Raw genomic sequence first — 19,422 nt, forward strand, 5'->3', positions numbered from 1 at the left:
GCCCGGGCCCCGCCAGCCCGTACGTCGCGCCCCCTCATCGGAGAGATCACCATGACCCGCACTCCCGACAGCCCCGTCACCGTCACCGTCACCGGCGCGGCCGGGCAGATCGGCTACGCGCTGCTCTTCCGCATCGCCTCCGGCCAGCTCCTCGGCCCGGACGTGCCGGTCCGGCTGCGGCTGCTGGAGATCACCCCGGCCCTCGGCGCCGCCGAGGGCACCGCGATGGAGCTGGACGACTGTGCGTTCCCGCTGCTGCGCGGCATCGACATCACCGACGACCCGAACGTCGCCTTCGACGGCGCCAACGTCGCGCTGCTCGTCGGCGCCCGCCCGCGCACCAAGGGCATGGAGCGCGGCGACCTGCTGGAGGCCAACGGCGGCATCTTCAAGCCGCAGGGCAAGGCCATCAACGACCACGCCGCGGACGACATCAAGGTCCTGGTCGTCGGCAACCCCGCCAACACCAACGCGCTCATCGCCCGCGCCGCCGCGCCGGACGTGCCGGCCGAGCGGTTCACCGCGATGACCCGCCTCGACCACAACCGCGCGCTGTCGCAGCTGGCGAAGAAGACCGGCGCCGCGGTCGGCGACATCAAGAAGCTGACGATCTGGGGGAACCACTCCGCGACCCAGTACCCGGACGTCTTCCACGCCGAGATCGCCGGGAAGAACGCCGCCGAGGTCGTGAACGACGAGAAGTGGCTGGCCGACGAGTTCATCCCGACCGTCGCCAAGCGCGGCGCGGCCATCATCGAGGCCCGCGGCGCCTCGTCGGCGGCCTCGGCCGCCAACGCCGCGGTGGACCACGTCCACTCGTGGGTCAACGGCACCCCGCAGGGCGACTGGGTGTCGATGGGCATCCCGTCGGACGGTTCGTACGGTGTGCCCGGGGGCCTGATCTCCTCGTACCCGGTGACCTGCGCCGACGGCTCGTACGAGATCGTGCAAGGGCTGGAGATCAACGAGTTCTCGCGGACCCGCATCGACGCCTCCGTGAAGGAGCTGACGGAGGAGCGCGAGGCGGTACGCGCCCTCGGCCTCGTCTGAGCGACCGGGCGTCACGCGACCAAGCGACCACGCGACCACGCGTCAACCGGCCGCGGCGAGTTCTCCTTCGGGAGGGCTCGCCGCGGTTTTCGCGTGCGGGCTTATTCGGTTGCGGCAGAGCGGGCTTCGTCTCTACGGTCGGGCGCATGGTCTCCGAGCCGGTCAACACACCCGAGGCGCACTAGCGACCCCGCCCCGGCCCCGCCAGCCGCGGGGCTGCTTCGGCCTGCCCTGCTCGACCATTCCGTCTCCGGGACGTCCCCGTGCCTCAGTTGCCTTTGCCGTACGCGTACGCGTATGCGTGCCCGTGCGTGCACCCCGACACCGCCCTGGTTCTCCGGCCCCTGGTCGGGCGGGATCCCCCGCCCGCGTTCGCCGCACCGCAGCGAACGTCCACCGGAGGAAGGGAACCAGCGTGTCCAGCTCCATGTTCAGAAAGAAATCGCGGGCCCGGGTCCGCCACCACCGCGCGCAGTGGCGCGGCCGGGTCTCCGTGCCCGCGCTGACGACGTGCCCGAACGCGGCGTGCGGCGAGCCCAAGCCGTCGCACACCGCCTGCCCGCACTGCGGGCAGTACAAGGGCCGTCAGGTTTACCGCCCGTAGCGCGCGCGGTCGCCCCGGCCGGGCTGTCGGGCCCGGCCGGGGCACCGGAGCGGGCGCACCCCTGCCCCCGAAGTGACTGCCGGACAGCAGAACGTTACGATCGTGCAGGTCAAAAAGCGGATCTAGGGGACGAGTTGTCGCAGGGTGACGATGTGTCGACGGCGGCTGTACCGCGGCCCGCCGGGCCGGTGTCCACCGGCAGCAGCCCGGTGCCCCGGCACAGCGAGGCGACCCGGCTGCTGTGCGCCGGGACCTACCTCGACCCGGAGTTCCGGCGTGGGGTGCTGCGGGAGCTGGTCGAGCACCGGGAACGTGCGGTCGCGCCGTCCCTGGGCGTGGACGTCGTCACCGTGCTCGGGCATGCGCTGCGCTCCCGCCGCCGGGAGACGGTGACGGCGTTAGGGGTGCTCGCGGTCTGGGCCGCGTTCATCCTCTTCAGCACGGTGCTGAGCGACAGCGTGCCGTACGCGGACCTGACGGTTGCGGAGGACGTGGTACCGGACGTGGGTCTGCGGGTGGTCGGAGACGACGTGCCGGACATGACCCTGCCGACGTTCGCGAACGCCGTACCGGACGCGGCTGCGTGGGCGTCCGCGTACGCCCTGCCGTCCCTCCTGCTGTGGGCCGCGGCCGTGGCCGGCGGGCGCGCCGGGTTCGACGTCTACGGCGCCGGCCCGCGCACCGCCGCCGGGCGGCTGAGGCCCAGGCGGGTGCGCCTGGGGCGGGCGCTGCGCCTCCTGGGGTATGTGTACATGGCCGTCTACTGGTTCGCCGCCGTCTCCATGCTGCCCGAGGGCGCCTGGACGGCGGTGGTCTTCCCGCTGCTGCTGGTATGTCCGGTGTGGGCACACCGGACCCGGATCGAGAAGACCGTGCGCGACGAGCTGTCCGCCAACGCGTTCCCCAGCGCCGTCCCGCCCGGCCTGCCGGCCGCCTACCACGGAATCGCCGCGGCCATCGCCCACGAGCAGTACTCGCGGCTCACCATCTACGACTTCGACCGCCCGTTCGTCGGCTACGGCGTCCCGTACGAACCCTGGTCGCTGGCCGTGGAGCTGAAGCGGCGCCCGGGCGGCTCCGGCGGCGAGACGCTGACCAGCCGCAGGGTCATCGAGCTGATCCTGCCGCGGCTCGCCGCGCTGCGCGACGCGACCGCCGCCGGCAGCCGGGACCGGCTGAAGGACCTGGAGGTCGCCCACCTCGTCTACCTCCCCCCGCCCCCGCGGGGCGGCGACGTCCGCCGCGACGACGCCACCGTCGACCAGCACGTCCGCGGCGCGGTCGACGAGGGCGGCGAGGCCCGCCGCTACTTCCTGCGCATCCGCGTGGGCGCGTGGTCGGAGCAGGTCGTGGTGACGATCCTGGTGCGGGTGCACACGCAGGGCGGGATGCTCGTGCTGGAGGTCGTGCCGCACGTCCTGTCGCCGGTCCGGCCGGAGTTCCGCGAGGTCGACCGCCTCGCCCTCCGCGGCAGCGGCGTGCGGACACTCGCCCGGTCGGTGCTGACCGCGCCGTCGTCGTCGATCGCGGCGGTCGTCTCCATGGGCGGCACCCTGGCGTCGGTGTTCCGCACGTGGCTGGCCGACCTGACCCGGCGGCCGGCGGAAGGGCCGGCCACGTCGGTGCGGGAGCTGGCGGTGTCGCCGAAGGCATCGCTGTTCCAGGAGATGGACGTGAGCCGGTATGTGAAGACGGTCCGTGACCGCATCGCGAGCGGGGTGACGGAGGCGCTGCGGGAGAGCGGACACGAGACGGGGGAGTTCGAGCAGTACGTCGTCAACGTGAACGAGGGCGGGGTGTACATCGGCGCGATGAGCGGCGGTGCGGTGGCGTCGGGTCCGGGAGCGACGGCGACGCAGCGGGGCGACGGGGCAGGGCCGGGTCGGGAGCGGAACGGCGCACGGGAGAGGCGGGGCAGGCCGTGAACGAGCAGGACGAGTGGGGGCGTGACCGTGGGGCAGCCGGGAGCGGGGACGGGCCGGTGCCGGAGGCGCCTTCGTCGTCGCCGCCTCCGCCGCCGTCGGTGCCGCCGCCCTTGCCCGGAGGGATCAGTATCGGCACGATGTCGGGCGGCGCCGTGGCCCAGGGGCCGGGGGCGCGGGCCGTCGACTCCTCGGTACGGTTCGGTGTGCCGGCGGACGCCGAGGCATTGGTGACGAGTCTCCGTGCGCTGCGTGCCGAGTTGCTCGCGCAGCCGCCCTCGGAGACGGCCGTCGCCGACGAGCAGGAGCTGATCGAGTTGGAGAACGAGGCGCGGGCCGGCCGCGGGGACCGAACCCGCCTGGAACGGCTTCGGGACCGGCTGGAGTTGGGCCAGATCGTCGGCACGGGCAGCGCCGCGGCGGCGGCAGCGGTGGAGTCGATCGGCCGGCTGCTCGGCTGAGAGCCGGGCAGGGGGACAGGGGAGAGGCACATGAGCGGCGGCGGGTCGTACTGGGACGAGGACGCGCAGCAGTGGCTGCAGGGACCTGCGGTCCCACCACCCCCGAGCACCCCTCCGCCGCCGGCGGCCCCGCCCACCCAGCCGCCGCCGGTACCGGACGCCCCGCCGGAGGGCACGGCTCCGGGCCCCGAGCCCGAGGAGTCGTCGTCCCCGGCGGAGCCGGAAGAGCCCCCGGAAGGAGGGACTTCCGACGGCGGCCCCGGCGTCTCGACCGACGCGCAGGTCCGGTCCTCGGAGGACGAAGTCCGGGACTCCGTGCCTGACGCGGCTGCCCCGGAGTCGTCGGACCGGGCGGCCGGGGACGGGACCCCGGAGGACGAGGTTCCGGAGGGCAAAGTTCCGCAGGGCGAAGTTCCTGAGGACGGGGCTCCCGACTCCGGTTCCGCTCCCACGGACTCGCCGCCGTCGGATCCGTCCGCCCAAGACGGGGCCGAAGGTTCCGGTGCCGCCGCGGACGATCCGGCCGACGTACCCGTCCGGGACACCGGCGACGGGCTCCCGGGCCCCGGAGCCGACGCGGGGCCGCCGGCGGAGGCGGCGCGGGAGTGGTGGGAGGACCGGGGGACATGGCCGCCGCCGGGCCCCGGACCCGCGGGCACCGGGGCCGAGCTGCCTGCATCCGCCGGGCCGTCGGCGCCCGCCGAGCCGCCCGCCCCCGCTATACCGCCCGCGCCCGCCCTGCCCGCCCCGCCGGCGGAGGCCGGGTTGCCGGCACCGCCCCTCGCCGCACCCAACTGGGCGGCGGAGCCCGGTTCTTCGGCGCCGCCCGCCACCGCACCCGACTGGGGCGCGGAGCGCGGGCCCGGCGCGATGGTCCCGGCGCCTGGTCTGCCGACGTGGTCCGCCCACCCGCCGCCGCCCACCGCACCGGGCTGGGGCCCGGAATCCGGCCCCGGCGCGGTGCCTGCGGCGCCCGACCTGCCGACGCAGTCGGCCACCCCGCCGCCGGGGCCCGGGTACCCGGCGGCGTACGGGCAGGACCCCGGGCACGATCCGTCGTACGACCACTACGCCGCCGCCCCCACCCCGTACTACCCCGGTTTCGAACTCGGCGTCGAGTCCGAGCGCCCGCCGCGCCGCCGCGGCGTGATCGCGGCGGTGGTGGGGCTCGTCGTGATCGTCGCCAGCGGTCTCGCCGCCGGCGGCTGGCTGCTGCTCGGCGGAGACGACGACGGCAAGGAGGCGAAGCCGCGTCGCAGCGCCACGGCGGAGCCGAAGCCGCCGACGGAGGACCCCTCGCCGTCCTCCGAGCCGCCGTCGCCGTCACCCACGGAGTCCGCCGTCCCGCCCGGCTACGTCCTCGCCGCGGAGGACGGGTACTCGCTCGCCGTGCCCGAGGACTGGGAGCGCCGCACCGAGGGAGTGTCCGTGTTCTACGAAGAGCCTTTCGCGAACGGCGCGTTCCTCCAGGTCTACGAGGTGACCGAGCAGGTCAGTCCGTACGAGGCCGTGCAGATAATCGAGGACACCAAGGAGGACGCCGACGGCTACCGGCTCAACGACCTGGTGGATCTGGGCACCGCGGCGGAGTACGACTACTCCTACACCGACCCGCAGCTCGGTCCGCGGCGCGTTCTGCTGCACGACCGGGAGACGGCGGACGGGAGGATGTACGCCCTCCTCGTCTCGGGCCCGGAGGCGGACTGGCCGCGGCAGCGGGAAGTCGTCGACGAGATGGCGGCGTCGTTCTGCACGGAGGCGGAGTGCCCGGAGCCGGTTGGGGGCTGAGGCGAGAGCGCTGTGCGGCGGGGGTGTTCTCCCGGACGACGTCGCCGGCGTGGTCCTACTCAGCGAGGGGATGGATCAGCTCGATTCGGGGCCCCCACTCCGCCTCACCCCCCGTCGGCGGTCGCCCCGCGCAGCTCCGTCGCCAACTGCCGTACCGACGCCAGTGTCCGGTCGAGCAGCCCGCCTCCGAAGGTGATCCGGCTCGCCCCCAGCGTGCCCAGCTCCTTCAGGCCCGGGTCGTCCGGTACCGCCAGGGCGTTGACCGGCAGTCCGATCTCGTCGGCCAGCAGCCGCAGGTGCCGCGGCGGCGCCGTGATCGGGTATACGCCGTCGGCGCCGGCCGCCGCGTACAGGCGCCCGCGTTCGATCGCCGCCGCCGGGTCGGGCACGCCGCGTACGAAGGTGTCGATGCGGGCGTTGATAAAGAGCCGGTCGCCCGCCTCGGCGCGTACCCCGGCGAGGAAGTCCGCCTGCTCGGCGGCGTCCCGCAGGGTCTTGCCGGGGTGGACCGTGTCCTCCAGGTTGCAGCCCACCGCGCCCGCCGCTAGCAGCCGTTCGACCAGCTCGTGCGGCGGCAGGCCGTAGCCCGCCTCGACGTCCGCGGTGACGGGGACGGCCACGGCGCGGGTGATGCGGGCGATCGCCGCGAACATCTCGGCGACCGGCGTGGCCTGGCCGTCTCCGTAGCCGAGGGCCCTGGCGACGCCGGCGCTCGGGGTGGCCAGCGCCGGGAAGCCCGCGTCGGCGAAGGCGCGGGCGCTCGCGGCGTCCCACGGGCCGGGCAGGACCAGCGGGTCGGCCGCGTCCCGGCCGTGGTGCAGCGCGCGGAAATCCGCCACGTCCCCGCCACCGGCCCTGCCACCGTCCCCGTCACCGGCCCCGTCACCGGCCCCGTCACCGGCCCTGCCACCGTTCCCGCCACCCGCCACGACCCCGCCGCCCTCCTCCGCCGCTCTCACGCCGGCTGCTCGTGTGCGCTCGGCCGGTAGTGCCCGGCCTCCATCCGGCTGGTCACGCACCAGCGGTTCCAGCCGTTGATCGCGATCAGTACGCCGATGAGCCGGGCCAGCTCCTGCTCCTCGAAGTGCTTGGCCGCCCGCTCGTACACCGCGTCCGGTACGAAGCCGTCGGTCAGCACCGTCACCGCCTCGGTGAGGGCCAGCGCGGCCTGCTCCTTCTCGGTGTAGAGGTGCGGCACTTCCTCCCAGGCGTTCAGGAGGTACAGGCGCTGCTCGGTCTCGCCCGCGGCGCGCGCGTCCTTGGAGTGCTTGTCGATGCAGTACGCGCAGTGGTTGATCTGGGAGGCGCGGAGCTTCACCAGCTCGAAGACGACGGGATCGAGGTCCTTCTTCGCCGCCTGCTCCAGCCTGAGCAGGGCGCGGTGGACGTCGGGGACGAGTTCGCGGAGGTTGAGACGCTGTGTCATGCCTCCCACGCTAGATCGTCATATCCCAGATGTATGGTCCATTTCCATGGCGGATTCCTGGGCCACTTCAACGGAGTTGTGGGACTTCCAGCGCTCCCTGGACCTGCACGTCGACGTGCGCGGCGGCAGCCGCGGCACCGGTGCCGCGCTGATCCGGTCGCTGCGCGACGCGGTGCGCACCGGCCGGCTCGCGCCGGGCACCCGGCTGCCGTCGTCCCGGGCGCTGGCCGCGGACCTGGGCGTGGCGCGGAACACGGTGGCCGACGCGTACGCCGAGCTGGTCGCCGAGGGCTGGCTGACCGCCCGGCAGGGCTCCGGCACCCGGGTCGCCGCCCGGGCCCGGCCGCGCCACGCGCGGGCCGTGACCCGGGTGCCGGAGCCGCCGCCGCACCCGCTGGACCGGCGGGCGACGTACAACCTGCTGCCCGGTGCCCCCGACTCCGCCCGCTTCCCGCGCGCCGCGTGGGCCGCCGCCGCGCGGCGGGCGCTGACGGCGGCGCCCTCAGCGGCCTTCGGCCACCAGGGGCCCGGCGGCCGGGTGGAGCTGCGGCGGGCGCTGGCCGGGTATCTGGCGCGGGCACGCGGCGTGTACGCGGAGCCGGGGCGGATCGTGGTCTGCGCCGGCTTCACCGGCGGGCTGCGGTTGCTGGGGGAGGTGCTGCGGGCGGAGGGGGTGCGGCGGATCGCGGTCGAGCCGTACGGTCTGGGGCTGCACCGCCGACTGCTCACCGACGCCGGGCTGCGGACGGTGCCGCTGCCGTACGACGACGAGGGCGACGACGAGGGCATCGCCACCGCCGCGCTGCCCGCCACCGGCGCCGGCGCCGTCCTCCTCACCCCGGCGCACCAGTTCCCCACCGGCGTCCCGCTGGCCCCGGAGCGCCGGGCGGCGGCCGTCGACTGGGCGCGGGCGACGGGCGGGGTGGTGCTGGACGACGACTACGACGGGGAGTTCCGCTACGACCGGCAGCCGGTGGGGGCGCTGCAGTCGCTCGACCCGGAGCACGTGGTGCACCTGGGCACGGTCAGCAAGAGCCTGTCGCCCGCGCTGCGGCTGGGCTGGATGGTGCTGCCGGGGCGGCTGCTGCGCGCGGTGCACGAGGTGCAGGCGCTGAGCCGGACGCCGCCGGGGGTGGTGGACCAGCTGACGCTGGCGGAGTTCATCGAGTCCGGCGGCTACGACCGCCACGTACGCGCGGCCCGCCAGCGCTACCGCCGCCGCCGCGACCGCCTCGTCGCCGAACTGGCGCGGCGGGCGCCGCGGGTGACCGTGACCGGGATCGCGGCGGGGCTGCACGCCGTCGTCCGGCTGCCGCCGGGTACCGAGGGTCGGGTGCTGGCGCGGGCGGCGCGGGAAGGGCTGGCGGTGGCCCGGCTGGGGGCGTACGAGTACGGCAAGGGGGCGTGGGAGGAGGGCGGCGACTTCGCGGCGCCGGCGCCGGCGGGGGAGGTGCCGGGGCCGCGGGGGGAGGCGCTGGTGGTGGGGTACGGCACGCCGCCGGACCACCTGTATCCGGGGGCGCTGGCGGCGCTGTGCCGGGTGCTGGAGGCGGAGACGTAGGGCGGGTGCGGGTGTGGCGGACCGCCCGGCGCCCCGGCGTGCTGGCGCCTCGGCGTGACGCAGGCGCTGGTCGTACGTGCACGGGCCACCGGAACGTCGCGCCGTGCCGACCCGCGGCGGTGCGGCGCGCGCCGCACCGGCCCGCGGCGCTGCGGTCCGCCGCCCCCTCACGCCCGCGGCGACGCCAGCCGCACCATCGTGATGTCCGACGGCGCACCCACCCGCACCGGCGGCCCCCACGCACCCGCGCCGCGGGTGACGTACAGCTGCGTGTCCCCGTACCGCTCCAGCCCGGCCAGCGTGGGGTTCGCCGCCCCGGCGATGTACGTCACGGGCCACAGCTGCCCGCCGTGCGTGTGGCCGGACAGCTGCAGGTCGACGCCGTGGTCCACCGCGTCGTGGATGACGACCGGCTGGTGGGCCAGCAGCACCGAGGCGCGGGAGGTGTCCCGGTCGCCGAGGGCGCGCGCGAAGTCGGGGCCCTCGCCGACGTCCTCGCCGGAGACGTCGTTGACGCCGGCGAGGTCGAAGCCGGGCAGCTCGGTGCGGGCGTTCTCCAGCGGGTGCAGGCCGAGTTCGCGGAGGTGGTCGATCCATTCGGCGGCGCCGGAGGCGCCGCCGAAGTACTCGTGGTTGCCGGTCACGTAGTACGAGCCGTCGCGCGCCTTCAGCTGCCCGAGCGGCTCCGCGGCCGAGCCCAGGTGGTCGACGGTGCCGTCGACGAGGTCGCCGACGACGGCGACGAGGTCGGGGCGCTGGGCGTTGATGGTGTCGACGATCCGCTGGGTGTGGCCGCGGCCGAGGACGGGGCCGAGGTGGATGTCGCTGACGACTGCGATGCGGTAGCCGTCGGCGGTGGCGGGCAGCTTGGTCAGCGGGACGGTGACGTTCTTCACCCTGGGCGCGCGGCCCAGCACGCCGTACGCCCCGTACGCGACGGTGCCGGCGGCGACGGCGGTGGCGCCGATCGCGACGGTACGGGCGACGAAGAGCCGCCGGGACACGTCGGCGGCGGCCGGCTCCGCGGCGCGGGTGTCGTCGGCGACGCCGGCCGCGGCACCGCCGGGACCGCCGGGACCGCCGGGACCGTCGGAGTCCGGAACACCGCCGGCCCCCGTACCCCCGCCGTCCACGAGCCCGGTGACCGGCTCCAGCCGCAGCGGCGCCGCCGTCCCCGTACCGCCACCGCCACCGCCGCCGTCGCCACCGCCGCCGCCCGCGACCGTCTCGGCGTCCGCCGCCTCCGTCACCGCCACCTGCTGCGCGAGCGCCGCGACCGCCGCCTCGCGCTCCGCCTCGTCCCCCGGAACCGCCCCGGCCGCACCGCCCGCACCGCCCGCACCACCCGTACCAGCCGCACCGCCCGCCGCCCGCAGCCGCGCCCGCCGCTCCAGGACCCGCAGCAGCACCGGCCGCACCAGCTCGCCCACCGCCAGCGCCAGCAGCAGATACAGCAGCAGCGCCACCCACATCAGCCCCGGCCAGCCCAGCACCCGCTGCAGCGCCATCGGCGCCCCGGCCCGCTCCGAGACCACCGTCCCGAGCATCATCAGCGGCAGCACCACGATCGCCGGCGTCGCCAGCCGCCGCGGCCAGCCGCCGCGCCGCATGGTGTCGCGGACCAGCCGCCGCCACACGTACCAGTGCGCCCCGGCGACGAGCAGCAGTATCCCGATCGCAATCGGCACGAACGCCATGGCGCTACCTCCCCGCCCCGGCCGTCGCGCGCACGTCCCCGCCCGCGCCCCCCTCGGCCCTCGCGCCCCCCGCGCCCCCCTCGGCAACCCCGCCGGCGGCCCCGTCGGCGGCCCGCCGTGACGCCCGTACGCCCCGCAGCCCCAGCCACCCGACCGTCGTCCCCAGCGCGAAGGAGGTCACGGCCAGAGTGAGGTGCACCCAGAAGTACCCCGTGGGGTCGCCGTCCTCGAAGGCCAGCCCGCTGGAGTCCTTCCACAGATTGCGGACGAACGTGATCCAGATGAACCAGGACCACCCGCCGAAGGCGAGCAGAAACCAGGACGCGCGACGTGAGAGGTGCATGCCTTGAGTATCGCCGCTGCGGGCGCGGAACCCCTTCCGGGGTCGTTTCCCGCCGGCCGACGCCCCGGCGCGGACGCTCCTGGCGGGGTGAGTAACTCACGTGAAGCGTCCGCCCTGGAGTGACCAGGTCTGGTCCGGACCGCTCCGGCGAGAGGGATGAAGTGTGCGGGTTTATATGGGGCGAAAGTGAAGGAAACGGGCCCCTGTGTGCGCCAGGGCAGGGCGAGCCCGGCCGCTGGCGGAGTACAGACCCGCCGTGGTCGAGTTCGGCTACCGGCTCAACAGGTCCGCCTGGGGCCGCGGTTGCGCCACCGAAGGCTCCCGGGTGCCGTGAAGTCGAGCACGAACCCACCCGGGCCCAGCGGGAAAGGACCCGGTAGGCGCGGCTGCTAGCCGTCCGATCCACCGGCCGCAGGCGGTACCTCGACGACGAAGAAGAGGAAGCAGGTCTTGGTCGCGAGGGCGTCGAAGGTGTCGGGGAACAGCTCACGCGCGGCCGGGTCGGGCTGCGGCTCGACGAGCGCCGTGAGACGGAAGCCAGCCGCGGTGAAGGCGTCGGTCATCGCGTGCAGCGGCTTGCGCCAGAACGTCATCGTGGCGGTCTGCCCGCCGAAGGTCCAGTCGAACGAGTAGGTGGTGCTCGCGAAGTAGTCGGGCCGCGGCTCCTGGTTGGTGTACGCCACGAAGGGGTGGTCCACCGACGCGATCAGCCTGCCGCCGGGCCGGAGCACGCGCCGTATCTCGGCGAGCGTCGGCCCCCAGTCCTCCAGGTAGTGCAGGACCAGCGACGCGACCACGTCGTCGAAAGCACCGTCGCCGAACGGCAGCGGGTCGCGGAGGTCGGCCAGCTGCAGGTCCGTGCCGTCGCCGAGCCGCCGCTCGGCCAGCGCCAGCATCCCGGCGCTGGCGTCGACGCCGGTGACGACGGCCCCGCGGTCGCGCAGCGCGGCGGTCAGCGGGCCGGCGCCGCAGCCGGCGTCGAGTATGCGCCGGCCGGTCACGTCGCCCGCGAGGTCCAGCATCGCGGGTCGTTCGTAATAGGCGTTGATGAGGCTGGTCTCGTTCTCCGCGGCGTACGCGGCGGCGAAGGCGTCGTAGTCGTTCATCCGCCGCAGCGTAGGCCGGGGAAACCCGGGTCCGTGCTCCGGCCGGTTCAACCGCTGTGGTCGGGGCGGTGGTTCGCCCGCTGCCGCGGGTGAGGTTGCGGGCCAGGCACACCTGGCACTCCACCCAGCCGGTCTCCCCGTCCCTCGTACGGGCCTTGCCACCGGCCGGTCGTGGTCGGTGAAACCGTCGACCTCGTACCGCGTTGTAGGGGATGCCTCCCCGGACCACGCCCGGACCGCCCGGACGCCCTCCGGATCCCGTCCGGGGGCGGTCCTCGGCCAACTTGCACACCTCGGTGTCCACATCGATGGCGCCGCCAAGGTAAGTTCGCGAGGTGCCGACATCTCATGTGACTATCCGCGGCGCCGCGCTCGCCGCCGCCATGCTGCTGTCGCTCGCGGGCGTCGCGCCCGCCGCGGCCCAGGACGACAAGCCCCGGCCGCCTGACCAGATGTCGAACGTCGGGGGCGACCTGCTCGGCCAGCCCGGGACCCACGTCGACCTCGGCACCGGCGCCCCCGAGTTGCCCGGGAAGCTCACCGGCCGCTCCTGGGTCGTCGCCGACGCCGAGAGCGGCGCCGTGCTCGCCGCGCACAACGCGCACTGGAAGCTGCCCCCGGCCAGCACGCTGAAGATGCTCTTCGCGGACACCCTGCTGCCCCTCTTCAACAAGGAGGAGAAGCACAAGGTCGCCGCGGAGGAGCTGGAGGGCATGGGCGAGGGCAGCAGCCTCGTCGGCATCAAGGAGAACCTCACCTACACCGTCCGCGAGTTGTGGCTCGGCGTCTTCCTCCGGTCCGGCAACGACGCCGTGCACGTGCTGTCCGCCATGAACGGCGGCGTGGACGCCACGGTGCAGGCCATGAACGACCGGGCGCGCGAGCTGGGCGCCGAGGACACCCACGTGGTCAGCCCCGACGGGTACGACGCCAAGGGGCAGACCTCCAGCGCGTACGACCTGACGCTCTTCGCCCGCGCCGGGATGCAGAACCCGGACTTCCGTACGTACGCCGCCACCCCCCGGGCGAAGTTCCCCGGCGGGAAGAAGGGCAAGAAGCGCGAGTACTTCGAGATCCAGAACACCAACCGGCTGCTGACCGGCGACGTCGACCTCGACGTCTACGAGGGCATCGCCGGCATCAAGAACGGCAACACCACCAAGGCCGGCGCCACCTTCACCGGCGTCGCCGAGCGCGACGGCCGGGTGCTGCTCGTCACCGTCATGCACCCCGACGAGGGCGAGTCCAACGCCGTCTACAAGGAGGCCGCCAAGCTGCTGGACTGGGGCTTCAAGGCCGCGCCCGCCGTGCAGCCGGTCGGCGAGCTGGTACCGCCGGAGGGCCTGCGCCCGGAGGACGGCGCCGAGCAGGGGTCGGGCAAGAACGCCGACGGCGCCCCCGGGAAGAACGGCGAGTCCGGCGGCTCCGCCGGCTCCGGCGAGCGGCCGTCCGCGTCCGACGGCGCCGAGCCCGCCGCCGCGGCCGGCGAGGAAGGCGGCGTCGGTACGGCGCTCGCCATCACGGTCGGCTCAGTCGTGCTGCTCGCGATCGTCGCCTACGTCATCCACCGCCGCTGGCCGCTCCCCGACCTCGTCGGGCGTGGCCGTCCAAGCGGCGCAATAGAGCAGGAGTCGGGCCATGAAGTTGAGCCAGAGAACGAGCGCGACGGGGACCCCGAAGGCGCCGTAGACGCTCCGTCCGGCGACGCCGCTGAGGTATCCACTGAGAAGCAGCTTGAGTAGCTCGAAGCCCACCGCCCCGGCGAGCGCGGCCTCCAGCACCCGCCGCCGCGGCGGGTGCACACCGGGCAGCCGGGTCAGCAGGTAGACGAGCAGGAGGAAGCCCGCCGTCACGGCGGCGGCGAACGCGGCGACCGCCAGCAGCGCGCCGCCCCAGCCGCCCTCCTTGATGCCGAGCCGGTCGAGGACCGCGCCGGCGGCGGTCGTCGTCGTGATCGAGACGGTGAGCGAGACGAGCAGCATGCCGCCGAGGCCCAGCAGGATGAGGGCGTCCCTGCCCTTGCCGACGAACAGGTTCTCGGAGCCGTCCTCCCGGTCCCACACGGCGCGCAGGGCGTCGCGCAGGGTGCTGATCCAGTTGACGCCGGTGAGCAGGAGCGCGGCCAGGGAGATCAGCCCCACGGTGCCCGCGTGGGCGAAGAGGCCGCCGAGGTCGAGCCGGTCGGAGATGCCGGGCACCTGCTCGGTGATCCACCGCTCCACGTCCTTGCGCCGCCGCTCGCTCAGCAGCGCCGCGGAGAGCGCGGCGGCGGAGGCGAGCAGCGGGAAGAGGGCGACGAAGCTGCTGAACGTCACGGCGCCGGCGAGCCGGCTCCAGTGCCGGGCGTCGAGGTGCTCGAACGCCCGGTACGGGCGGGTGCGCAGCAGCCGTGCGACGTACGGGCCGACGACGGGCAACCTGGTCAGCCACTCCACGCCCACTCCTGCCGTCGCGTCCCCCGCGCCGCCACCGGGCGGGCGGCGGCCGTACGGAACGCCGCGTGCCCCGGAAACGCCAGGTTAGCGGCGGGGGCGTGGGGGAAGAGGCACGGCACGCGCGGTGCGCGTGGCCGCGGGTGCGCGCGGGTACGTGTGGGCCGCGGCTGCGCGCGGGGCGCCGGCTGGGCGGGGCGGGCCTCAGCCCGGTGACGGGGCCGGTTCGGAGCGCGTCTGCGCCGGCACCTCCAGCGCCGAGTCCCCGCCGAAGCGGAACTCCCGCTGCAGCCGCCACACGCCCTCCGCGTCCTGCTCGTACAGCGAGAACCCGCCGACCGACCACGCCGCCTCGAAGTCCGCCAGCTCCGCCGCCGCCCGGTCCATCGCCGCCTCGTCTATGTCGTGGGCGATCGTCACGTGCGGGTGGTACGGGAACTGCAGTTCCCTGGCCAGCGGCCCGGAGGCGTCCCGGACCACCTTCTGCAGCCAGGAGCATGCCGCCGCCCCCTCCACCACCTGCACGAAGACCACCGGCGTCAGCGGCCGGAACGTGTCCGTACCGCTCAGCCGCATCGGGAACGGCACCCCGCAGTCGGCGATCTGCGCCAGGTGCCGCTCGATCCGCGGCAGCTCCCCGGCGCCGGCCGCGGTCGGCGGCAGCAGCGTGATGTGCGTGGGAATGCCGTGGGCCGCGGTGTCGCCGAAGCCGATCCGGTGCTGCTGCAGCAGGCTGCCGTACGGCTCCGGGACGGCGATCGATACACCGACCGTCACGGTCCCCACAAGCGTCTCCTTCACGGGCCCTCAGTGCTTGGCGGGCAGGAAGCCCACCTTGTCATACGCTTCTGCGAGTGTCTCCGCCGCAACCGCACGCGCCTTCTCCGCGCCCTTGGCCAGCAGCGAGTCCAGCGTCTCCGGGTCGTCCAGGTACTCCTGCGTACGGGAGCGGAACGGCGTCACCCACTCGGTCACCACCTCGGCGAGGTCGGTCTTCAGCGCACCGTAGCCCTTGCCGGCGTACTTCTGCTCCAGTTCGGCGACCGCGGCTCCGGTGAGCGTCGAGTAGATGGTGAGGAGGTTGCTGACGCCGGGCTTGGCCTCCGGGTCGTAGCGGATCTCGGTGCCGGTGTCCGTCACCGCGCTCTTGATCTTCTTCGCGGAGGACTTCGGCTCGTCGAGGAGGTTGAGCAGGCCCTTGGGCGAGGACGCGGACTTGCTCATCTTCACGGTCGGGTCCTGCAGGTCGTAGATCCGGGCCGTCTCCTTCAGGATGTACGGCGCGGGGACGGTGAACGTCCGGCCGTAGCGCGCGTTGAAGCGCTCGGCGAGATCGCGGGTCAGCTCGATGTGCTGGCGCTGGTCCTCGCCCACGGGGACGGCGTCGGCCTGGTAGAGCAGGATGTCGGCGATCTGCAGGACCGGGTACGTGAAGAGGCCGACGGTGGTGTTGGCCGTGCCCTGCTTGGCGGCCTTGTCCTTGAACTGCGTCATGCGGGACGCCTCGCCGAAGCCGGTGAGGCAGTTCATCACCCAGCCGAGCTGCGCGTGCTCGGGCACGTGGCTCTGCACGAAGAGCGTGCAGCGCTCCGGGTCGAGACCGGCGGCGAGGAGCTGCGCGGCGGCCAGGCGCGTGCTGCCGCGCAGTTCCTTCGGGTCCTGCGGGACCGTGATCGCGTGCAGGTCCACCACCATGTAGAACGCGTCATGCGTCTCCTGCAGCGCCACCCACTGGCGGACGGCGCCGAGGTAGTTGCCGAGGTGGAACGAGCCGGCGGTGGGCTGGATGCCGGAGAGCACGCGGGGGCGACGGGTCGGGGCTGCCATGTCGCTCATTCTCTCAGGTGCGGAACGCGTTTCGGGCCCGCGGTGTAGGGATGGTGTGGAGGCCCCGGGCGGGCATCCGGGGGGAGGAGTGGCGATCAGCGGGGACGGTGCGGGTGAGGCGCGACTCGTTGCGCGCGTACGGAACGGCGAAGCCGAGGCGTACGCGGAGCTGGTACGCGCCCACGCGCAGACCGCGCACCGGCTCGCGCTGCTGCTGGGGGCGGGTGGGGACGCCGAGGACGTGGTGCAGAACGCCTTCATCAAGGCATACCGGGCGCTCGGCGGCTTTCGGGACGGGGCGGCCTTCCGGCCGTGGCTGCTGCGGATCGTGGCCGATGAGACCAAGAACACAGTCCGGTCGGCGGCGCGGCGGCGGGGCGGCGGCGCCGTCCGCCGCCGACCCGCCGACCCCCGACCCTCGTCCCGCCGTCAGGCGACCGGCAGCCCCGGGGCCGGGTACGACGCCATCAGCTCCGCCACCTCGCCCCTGATCCCCTTCAGCGCCACGTCCTCTTCCTCCCCGCCCGCCTTCGCCGCCGCGACCCCCCGGTCGATCCACTCCGCGACCTGCGCCATCTGCCCCGTCCCCAGCCCCCGCGACGTCAGCGACGGCGTCCCGATCCGGATGCCCGACGGGTCGAACGGCTTGCGCGGGTCGTACGGGACGGTGTTGTAGTTCACCACCAGCCCCGCCCGGTCCAGCGCCTTCGCCGCCACCTTCCCCGGGACCTCCTTGCCGGTGAGGTCGATGAGGATCAGATGGTTGTCCGTACCGCCCGAGACCAGCTCGAAGCCGCGCTCCGCCAGCTGCGCGGCCAGCTCCTTCGCGTTGGCGACGACCTCCGCCGCGTACTCCCGGAACGCCGGCTGTGCCGCCTCGTGCAGCGCCACCGCGATGGCCGCCGTCGTGTGGTTGTGCGGCCCGCCCTGCAGGCCGGGGAAGACCGCGCGGTCGATCGCGCGCGCGTGCTCCGCACGCGTCAGGATCATCGCCCCGCGCGGCCCGCGCAGCGTCTTGTGCGTGGTCGTCGTGATCACGTCCGCGTGCGGTACGGGCGAGGGGTGCGCGCCGCCGACGATCAGCCCGGCGATGTGCGCCACGTCCGCGACCAGCACCGCGCCGACCTCGCGCGCGATCTCGCCGAAGGCCGCGAAGTCGATGGTGCGCGGGATGGCGGTGCCGCCGCACAGGATGATCTTCGGGCGCTCGGCGCGCGCCAGGTCCCGTACCTCGTCGAAGTCGACGCGCCCGTCCTCGCGCCGCACCTTGTACTGCACGCCGCGGAACCACTTACCGGTCACGGACACGCTCCACCCGTGGGTGAGGTGGCCGCCGTGCGGCAGGGACATGCCCATGACGGTGTCGCCGGGCTCGGCGAAGGCCAGGTAGGCGGCGAGATTCGCGGGCGAGCCGGAGTACGGCTGGACGTTGGCGTGGTCGGTGCCGAAGAGGGCGTTCGCGCGGTCCGCGGCGAGGGTCTCGATGGGGTCGATGTTCTGCTGGCCCTCGTAGTAGCGCTTGCCGGGGTAGCCCTCGCTGTACTTGTTGGTCAGCACGGTGCCGGTGGCTTCCAGCACGGCGGCGGAGACGTAGTTCTCGCTGGGGATGAGCCGCAGCGTGTCGGCCTGCAGCTGCTCCTCGGCGGCGACCAGGGCGGCCAGCTCGGGGTCGGTCTGCGCGAGGGCCGGGTGGGCGGCGGGGTGATCGCCGGAGCGGTCGGCGGGGCGGCGGTCGGTAGTCATGGCATGTCCCTCCGGGTCGATTCTGCGTCGGACCCGGGGCACCCAGGCGGGCGGCACCACTCGGCTACTGCGCCGCGCGGCTTCCCCGTGGTCCGTTCCACGTTCGCCAGTCGCCGCGCGCGGTTCCACCCTAGCGGGCATGCCCGCCCGTGATGGATCCTTCGTCCATCACCGAGCAAGATAGAGAGATGGGGCACCACCCCTGCCCCACCCGCACCGCCCCTCACGGCGCAACGGAACGGAGACCCCGTGACGCGAACCGACGCAGCCATCGCCGCAGCCGACGCCCGCAGCGCGCACAACTACCACCCCCTGCCCGTGGTCGTCGCCACCGCCGAAGGCGCGTGGATGACCGACGTCGAGGGCCACCGCTACCTGGACATGCTCGCCGGCTACTCGGCCCTCAACTTCGGCCACGGCAACCCCCGCCTCCTCGCCGCCGCCCGCGCCCAGTTGGACCGGGTGACGCTCACCTCGCGGGCCTTCCACCACGACCGCTTCGCGGAGTTCTGCGGCCGGCTCGCCGAGCTGTGCGGCAAGGACATGGTGCTGCCCATGAACACCGGCGCGGAGGCCGTCGAGACCGCGGTGAAGACCGCCCGGAAGTGGGGCTACCGCGTCAAGGGCGTGCCCGAGGGGCGCGCGAAGATCGTCGTGGCGGAGAACAACTTCCACGGCCGTACGACCACCATCGTCAGCTTCTCCACCGACCCCGAGGCCCGCGCCGACTACGGTCCGTACACCCCCGGCTTCGAGATCGTCCCGTACGGCGACCTGGCCGCCCTGACCGCGGCCGTCGACGACGACACCGTCGCCGTGCTGCTGGAGCCGATCCAGGGCGAGGCGGGCGTGCTGGTGCCGCCGCCCGGCTACCTCACCGGCGTACGGGAGCTGACCGCCGCCCGCAACGTCCTCTTCATGGCCGACGAGATCCAGTCCGGCCTGGGCCGCACGGGCCGTACGTTCGCCTGCGAGCACGAAGACGTCGTGCCGGACGTCTACATCCTCGGCAAGGCCCTCGGCGGCGGCGTGGTCCCGGTCTCGGCGGTCGTCGCCGGCCGCGACGTCCTCGGCGTCTTCCAGCCCGGCGAGCATGGCTCCACCTTCGGTGGCAACCCGCTGGCGTGCGCGGTGGGCCTGGAGGTCATCGCGATGCTGCGCACCGGCGAGTACCAGCAGCGCGCCACCGAACTCGGCGATCACCTGCACCACGAGCTCGGCCTGCTCACGGGCACGGGCGCGGTCCAGGAGGTACGCGGCCGGGGCCTGTGGGCGGGCGTGGACATCGACCCGGCACAGGGCACGGGGCGGCAGCTCTCGGAGAAGCTGATGGCGCGGGGCGTGCTGGTGAAGGACACCCACGGCTCGACGATCCGCATCGCCCCGCCCCTGGTGATCACGAAGGAAGACCTGGACTGGGGCCTGGACCAACTCCGCGAAACCCTGGCGGGCTGACCCGCGG

15 protein-coding genes, 3 pseudogenes and 1 riboswitch are annotated in these 19,422 nt (G+C 74.2%); of the genes and pseudogenes, 9 read left to right on the forward strand and 9 right to left on the reverse strand.

All coding sequences use genetic code 11. From position 1 onward, the window contains the following. Window positions 1–51 precede the first annotated feature (51 nt). The 5 genes from T328_RS11290 to T328_RS11310 all read left to right on the forward strand — a co-directional run bounded on the left by T328_RS11290 (window position 52) and on the right by T328_RS11310 (window position 5,825). Window positions 52–1,050: a malate dehydrogenase gene (locus tag T328_RS11290; protein ID WP_496495830.1), complete on the forward strand. Its 999-nt coding sequence runs from the start codon at window positions 52–54 to the stop codon at window positions 1,048–1,050. A gap of 427 nt (window positions 1,051–1,477) precedes the next feature. Further along, on the forward strand, window positions 1,478–1,654 hold the full coding sequence (rpmF, locus tag T328_RS11295; protein WP_496495831.1) for a 50S ribosomal protein L32: 177 nt from the start codon (window positions 1,478–1,480) through the stop codon (window positions 1,652–1,654). Window positions 1,655–1,806: 152 nt separating this feature from the next. Further along, the gene (locus tag T328_RS11300) at window positions 1,807–3,579 is read left to right on the forward strand and encodes an AbeC-like domain-containing protein (RefSeq protein WP_496495832.1); all 1,773 of its coding nucleotides are present in this window, start codon (window positions 1,807–1,809) and stop codon (window positions 3,577–3,579) included. Window positions 3,580–3,716: 137 nt separating this feature from the next. Further along, entirely contained in the window at window positions 3,717–4,037 is a 321-nt protein-coding gene (locus T328_RS11305; RefSeq protein WP_496495833.1) for a hypothetical protein, read from the forward strand. Window positions 4,038–4,067: 30 nt separating this feature from the next. Next, window positions 4,068–5,825 (forward strand): serine/threonine kinase C-terminal domain-containing protein, encoded by a 1,758-nt coding sequence (locus tag T328_RS11310; protein ID WP_496495834.1) that lies wholly within the window; start codon window positions 4,068–4,070, stop codon window positions 5,823–5,825. Window positions 5,826–5,929: 104 nt separating this feature from the next. Here the strand turns inward: T328_RS11310 and T328_RS11315 are convergent, their stop codons facing one another. Both T328_RS11315 and T328_RS11320 read right to left on the reverse strand, forming a co-directional pair. Then, window positions 5,930–6,664 (reverse strand): isocitrate lyase/PEP mutase family protein, encoded by a 735-nt coding sequence (locus T328_RS11315; protein WP_496495835.1) that lies wholly within the window; start codon window positions 6,662–6,664, stop codon window positions 5,930–5,932. 116 nt (window positions 6,665–6,780) lie between these two features. Further along, window positions 6,781–7,251, reverse strand: a complete 471-nt coding sequence (locus T328_RS11320; protein ID WP_496495836.1) for a carboxymuconolactone decarboxylase family protein — start codon at window positions 7,249–7,251, stop codon at window positions 6,781–6,783. 46 nt (window positions 7,252–7,297) lie between these two features. Here T328_RS11320 and pdxR point away from each other — a divergent pair, with 46 nt between their 5' ends. Continuing rightward, window positions 7,298–8,812, forward strand: a complete 1,515-nt coding sequence (gene pdxR / locus T328_RS11325) for a MocR-like pyridoxine biosynthesis transcription factor PdxR (RefSeq protein ID WP_496495837.1) — start codon at window positions 7,298–7,300, stop codon at window positions 8,810–8,812. Window positions 8,813–8,979: 167 nt separating this feature from the next. Here pdxR and T328_RS11330 read toward each other — a convergent pair whose 3' ends face one another. From T328_RS11330 to T328_RS11340, 3 genes and pseudogenes are all read right to left on the reverse strand, one after another. Next, entirely contained in the window at window positions 8,980–10,509 is a 1,530-nt protein-coding gene (locus T328_RS11330) for a metallophosphoesterase (protein ID WP_496495838.1), read from the reverse strand. Window positions 10,510–10,624: 115 nt separating this feature from the next. Next, window positions 10,625–10,852: pseudogene (locus T328_RS11335) on the reverse strand (SCO4848 family membrane protein); the annotation flags it as partial. A gap of 389 nt (window positions 10,853–11,241) precedes the next feature. After that, window positions 11,242–11,958, reverse strand: coding sequence for a class I SAM-dependent methyltransferase (locus T328_RS11340; protein ID WP_496495839.1), 717 nt, complete (start codon window positions 11,956–11,958; stop codon window positions 11,242–11,244). A gap of 350 nt (window positions 11,959–12,308) precedes the next feature. On the opposite strand from T328_RS11340, the gene T328_RS11345 reads away from it, so the two are divergent. Beyond that, window positions 12,309–13,700: a D-alanyl-D-alanine carboxypeptidase family protein gene (locus tag T328_RS11345; protein WP_496495840.1), complete on the forward strand. Its 1,392-nt coding sequence runs from the start codon at window positions 12,309–12,311 to the stop codon at window positions 13,698–13,700. On the opposite strand, the pseudogene T328_RS11350 reads toward T328_RS11345, so the two are convergent. From T328_RS11350 to trpS, 3 genes and pseudogenes are all read right to left on the reverse strand, one after another. Then, a pseudogene (locus T328_RS11350) lies at window positions 13,608–14,399 on the reverse strand (YhjD/YihY/BrkB family envelope integrity protein); the annotation flags it as partial. The gene T328_RS11345 and the pseudogene T328_RS11350 overlap by 93 nt on opposite strands. Before the next feature lie 195 nt (window positions 14,400–14,594). Continuing rightward, complete coding sequence (locus tag T328_RS11355; RefSeq protein ID WP_496495841.1) at window positions 14,595–15,176, reverse strand: 2'-5' RNA ligase family protein; 582 nt, start codon at window positions 15,174–15,176, stop codon at window positions 14,595–14,597. A gap of 21 nt (window positions 15,177–15,197) precedes the next feature. Then, window positions 15,198–16,217, reverse strand: a complete 1,020-nt coding sequence (gene trpS / locus T328_RS11360) for a tryptophan--tRNA ligase (RefSeq protein WP_496495842.1) — start codon at window positions 16,215–16,217, stop codon at window positions 15,198–15,200. Between trpS and T328_RS11365 the strand changes: the two are divergent. Continuing rightward, window positions 16,216–16,590, forward strand: a pseudogene (locus tag T328_RS11365) (RNA polymerase sigma factor); the annotation flags it as partial. The gene trpS and the pseudogene T328_RS11365 sit on opposite strands and share 2 nt — an antisense overlap. Window positions 16,591–16,646: 56 nt before the next feature. Here the strand turns inward: T328_RS11365 and glyA are convergent. Continuing rightward, complete coding sequence (gene glyA / locus T328_RS11370) at window positions 16,647–17,960, reverse strand: serine hydroxymethyltransferase (protein WP_496495843.1); 1,314 nt, start codon at window positions 17,958–17,960, stop codon at window positions 16,647–16,649. A 33-nt stretch (window positions 17,961–17,993) separates the two neighbouring features. After that, a riboswitch (ZMP/ZTP riboswitch) is annotated at window positions 17,994–18,084 on the reverse strand. A gap of 125 nt (window positions 18,085–18,209) precedes the next feature. On the opposite strand from glyA, the gene rocD reads away from it, so the two are divergent. Beyond that, a complete protein-coding gene (gene rocD, locus T328_RS11375) occupies window positions 18,210–19,415 on the forward strand; it encodes an ornithine--oxo-acid transaminase (RefSeq protein ID WP_496495844.1) in 1,206 nt (401 codons plus the stop codon). Window positions 19,416–19,422 lie beyond the last annotated feature (7 nt).

The organism is Streptomyces sp. CNX435, from assembly GCF_059570575.1.

Bases quoted from the DNA above. Each gene is read 5' to 3' on its own strand.
- T328_RS11305 (WP_496495833.1), top strand. From the start codon at position 3,717: ATGTCGGGCGGCGCCGTGGCCCAGGGGCCGGGGGCGCGGGCCGTCGAC.
- trpS (WP_496495842.1), bottom strand. From the start codon at position 16,217: ATGGCAGCCCCGACCCGTCGCCCCCGCGTGCTCTCCGGCATCCAGCCC.
- T328_RS11330 (WP_496495838.1), bottom strand. From the start codon at position 10,509: ATGGCGTTCGTGCCGATTGCGATCGGGATACTGCTGCTCGTCGCCGGG.
- T328_RS11340 (WP_496495839.1), bottom strand. From the start codon at position 11,958: ATGAACGACTACGACGCCTTCGCCGCCGCGTACGCCGCGGAGAACGAG.
- T328_RS11310 (WP_496495834.1), top strand. From the start codon at position 4,068: ATGAGCGGCGGCGGGTCGTACTGGGACGAGGACGCGCAGCAGTGGCTG.
- pdxR (WP_496495837.1), top strand. From the start codon at position 7,298: ATGGCGGATTCCTGGGCCACTTCAACGGAGTTGTGGGACTTCCAGCGC.
- rpmF (WP_496495831.1), top strand. From the start codon at position 1,478: ATGTTCAGAAAGAAATCGCGGGCCCGGGTCCGCCACCACCGCGCGCAG.
- T328_RS11320 (WP_496495836.1), bottom strand. From the start codon at position 7,251: ATGACACAGCGTCTCAACCTCCGCGAACTCGTCCCCGACGTCCACCGC.
- glyA (WP_496495843.1), bottom strand. From the start codon at position 17,960: ATGACTACCGACCGCCGCCCCGCCGACCGCTCCGGCGATCACCCCGCC.
- T328_RS11290 (WP_496495830.1), top strand. From the start codon at position 52: ATGACCCGCACTCCCGACAGCCCCGTCACCGTCACCGTCACCGGCGCG.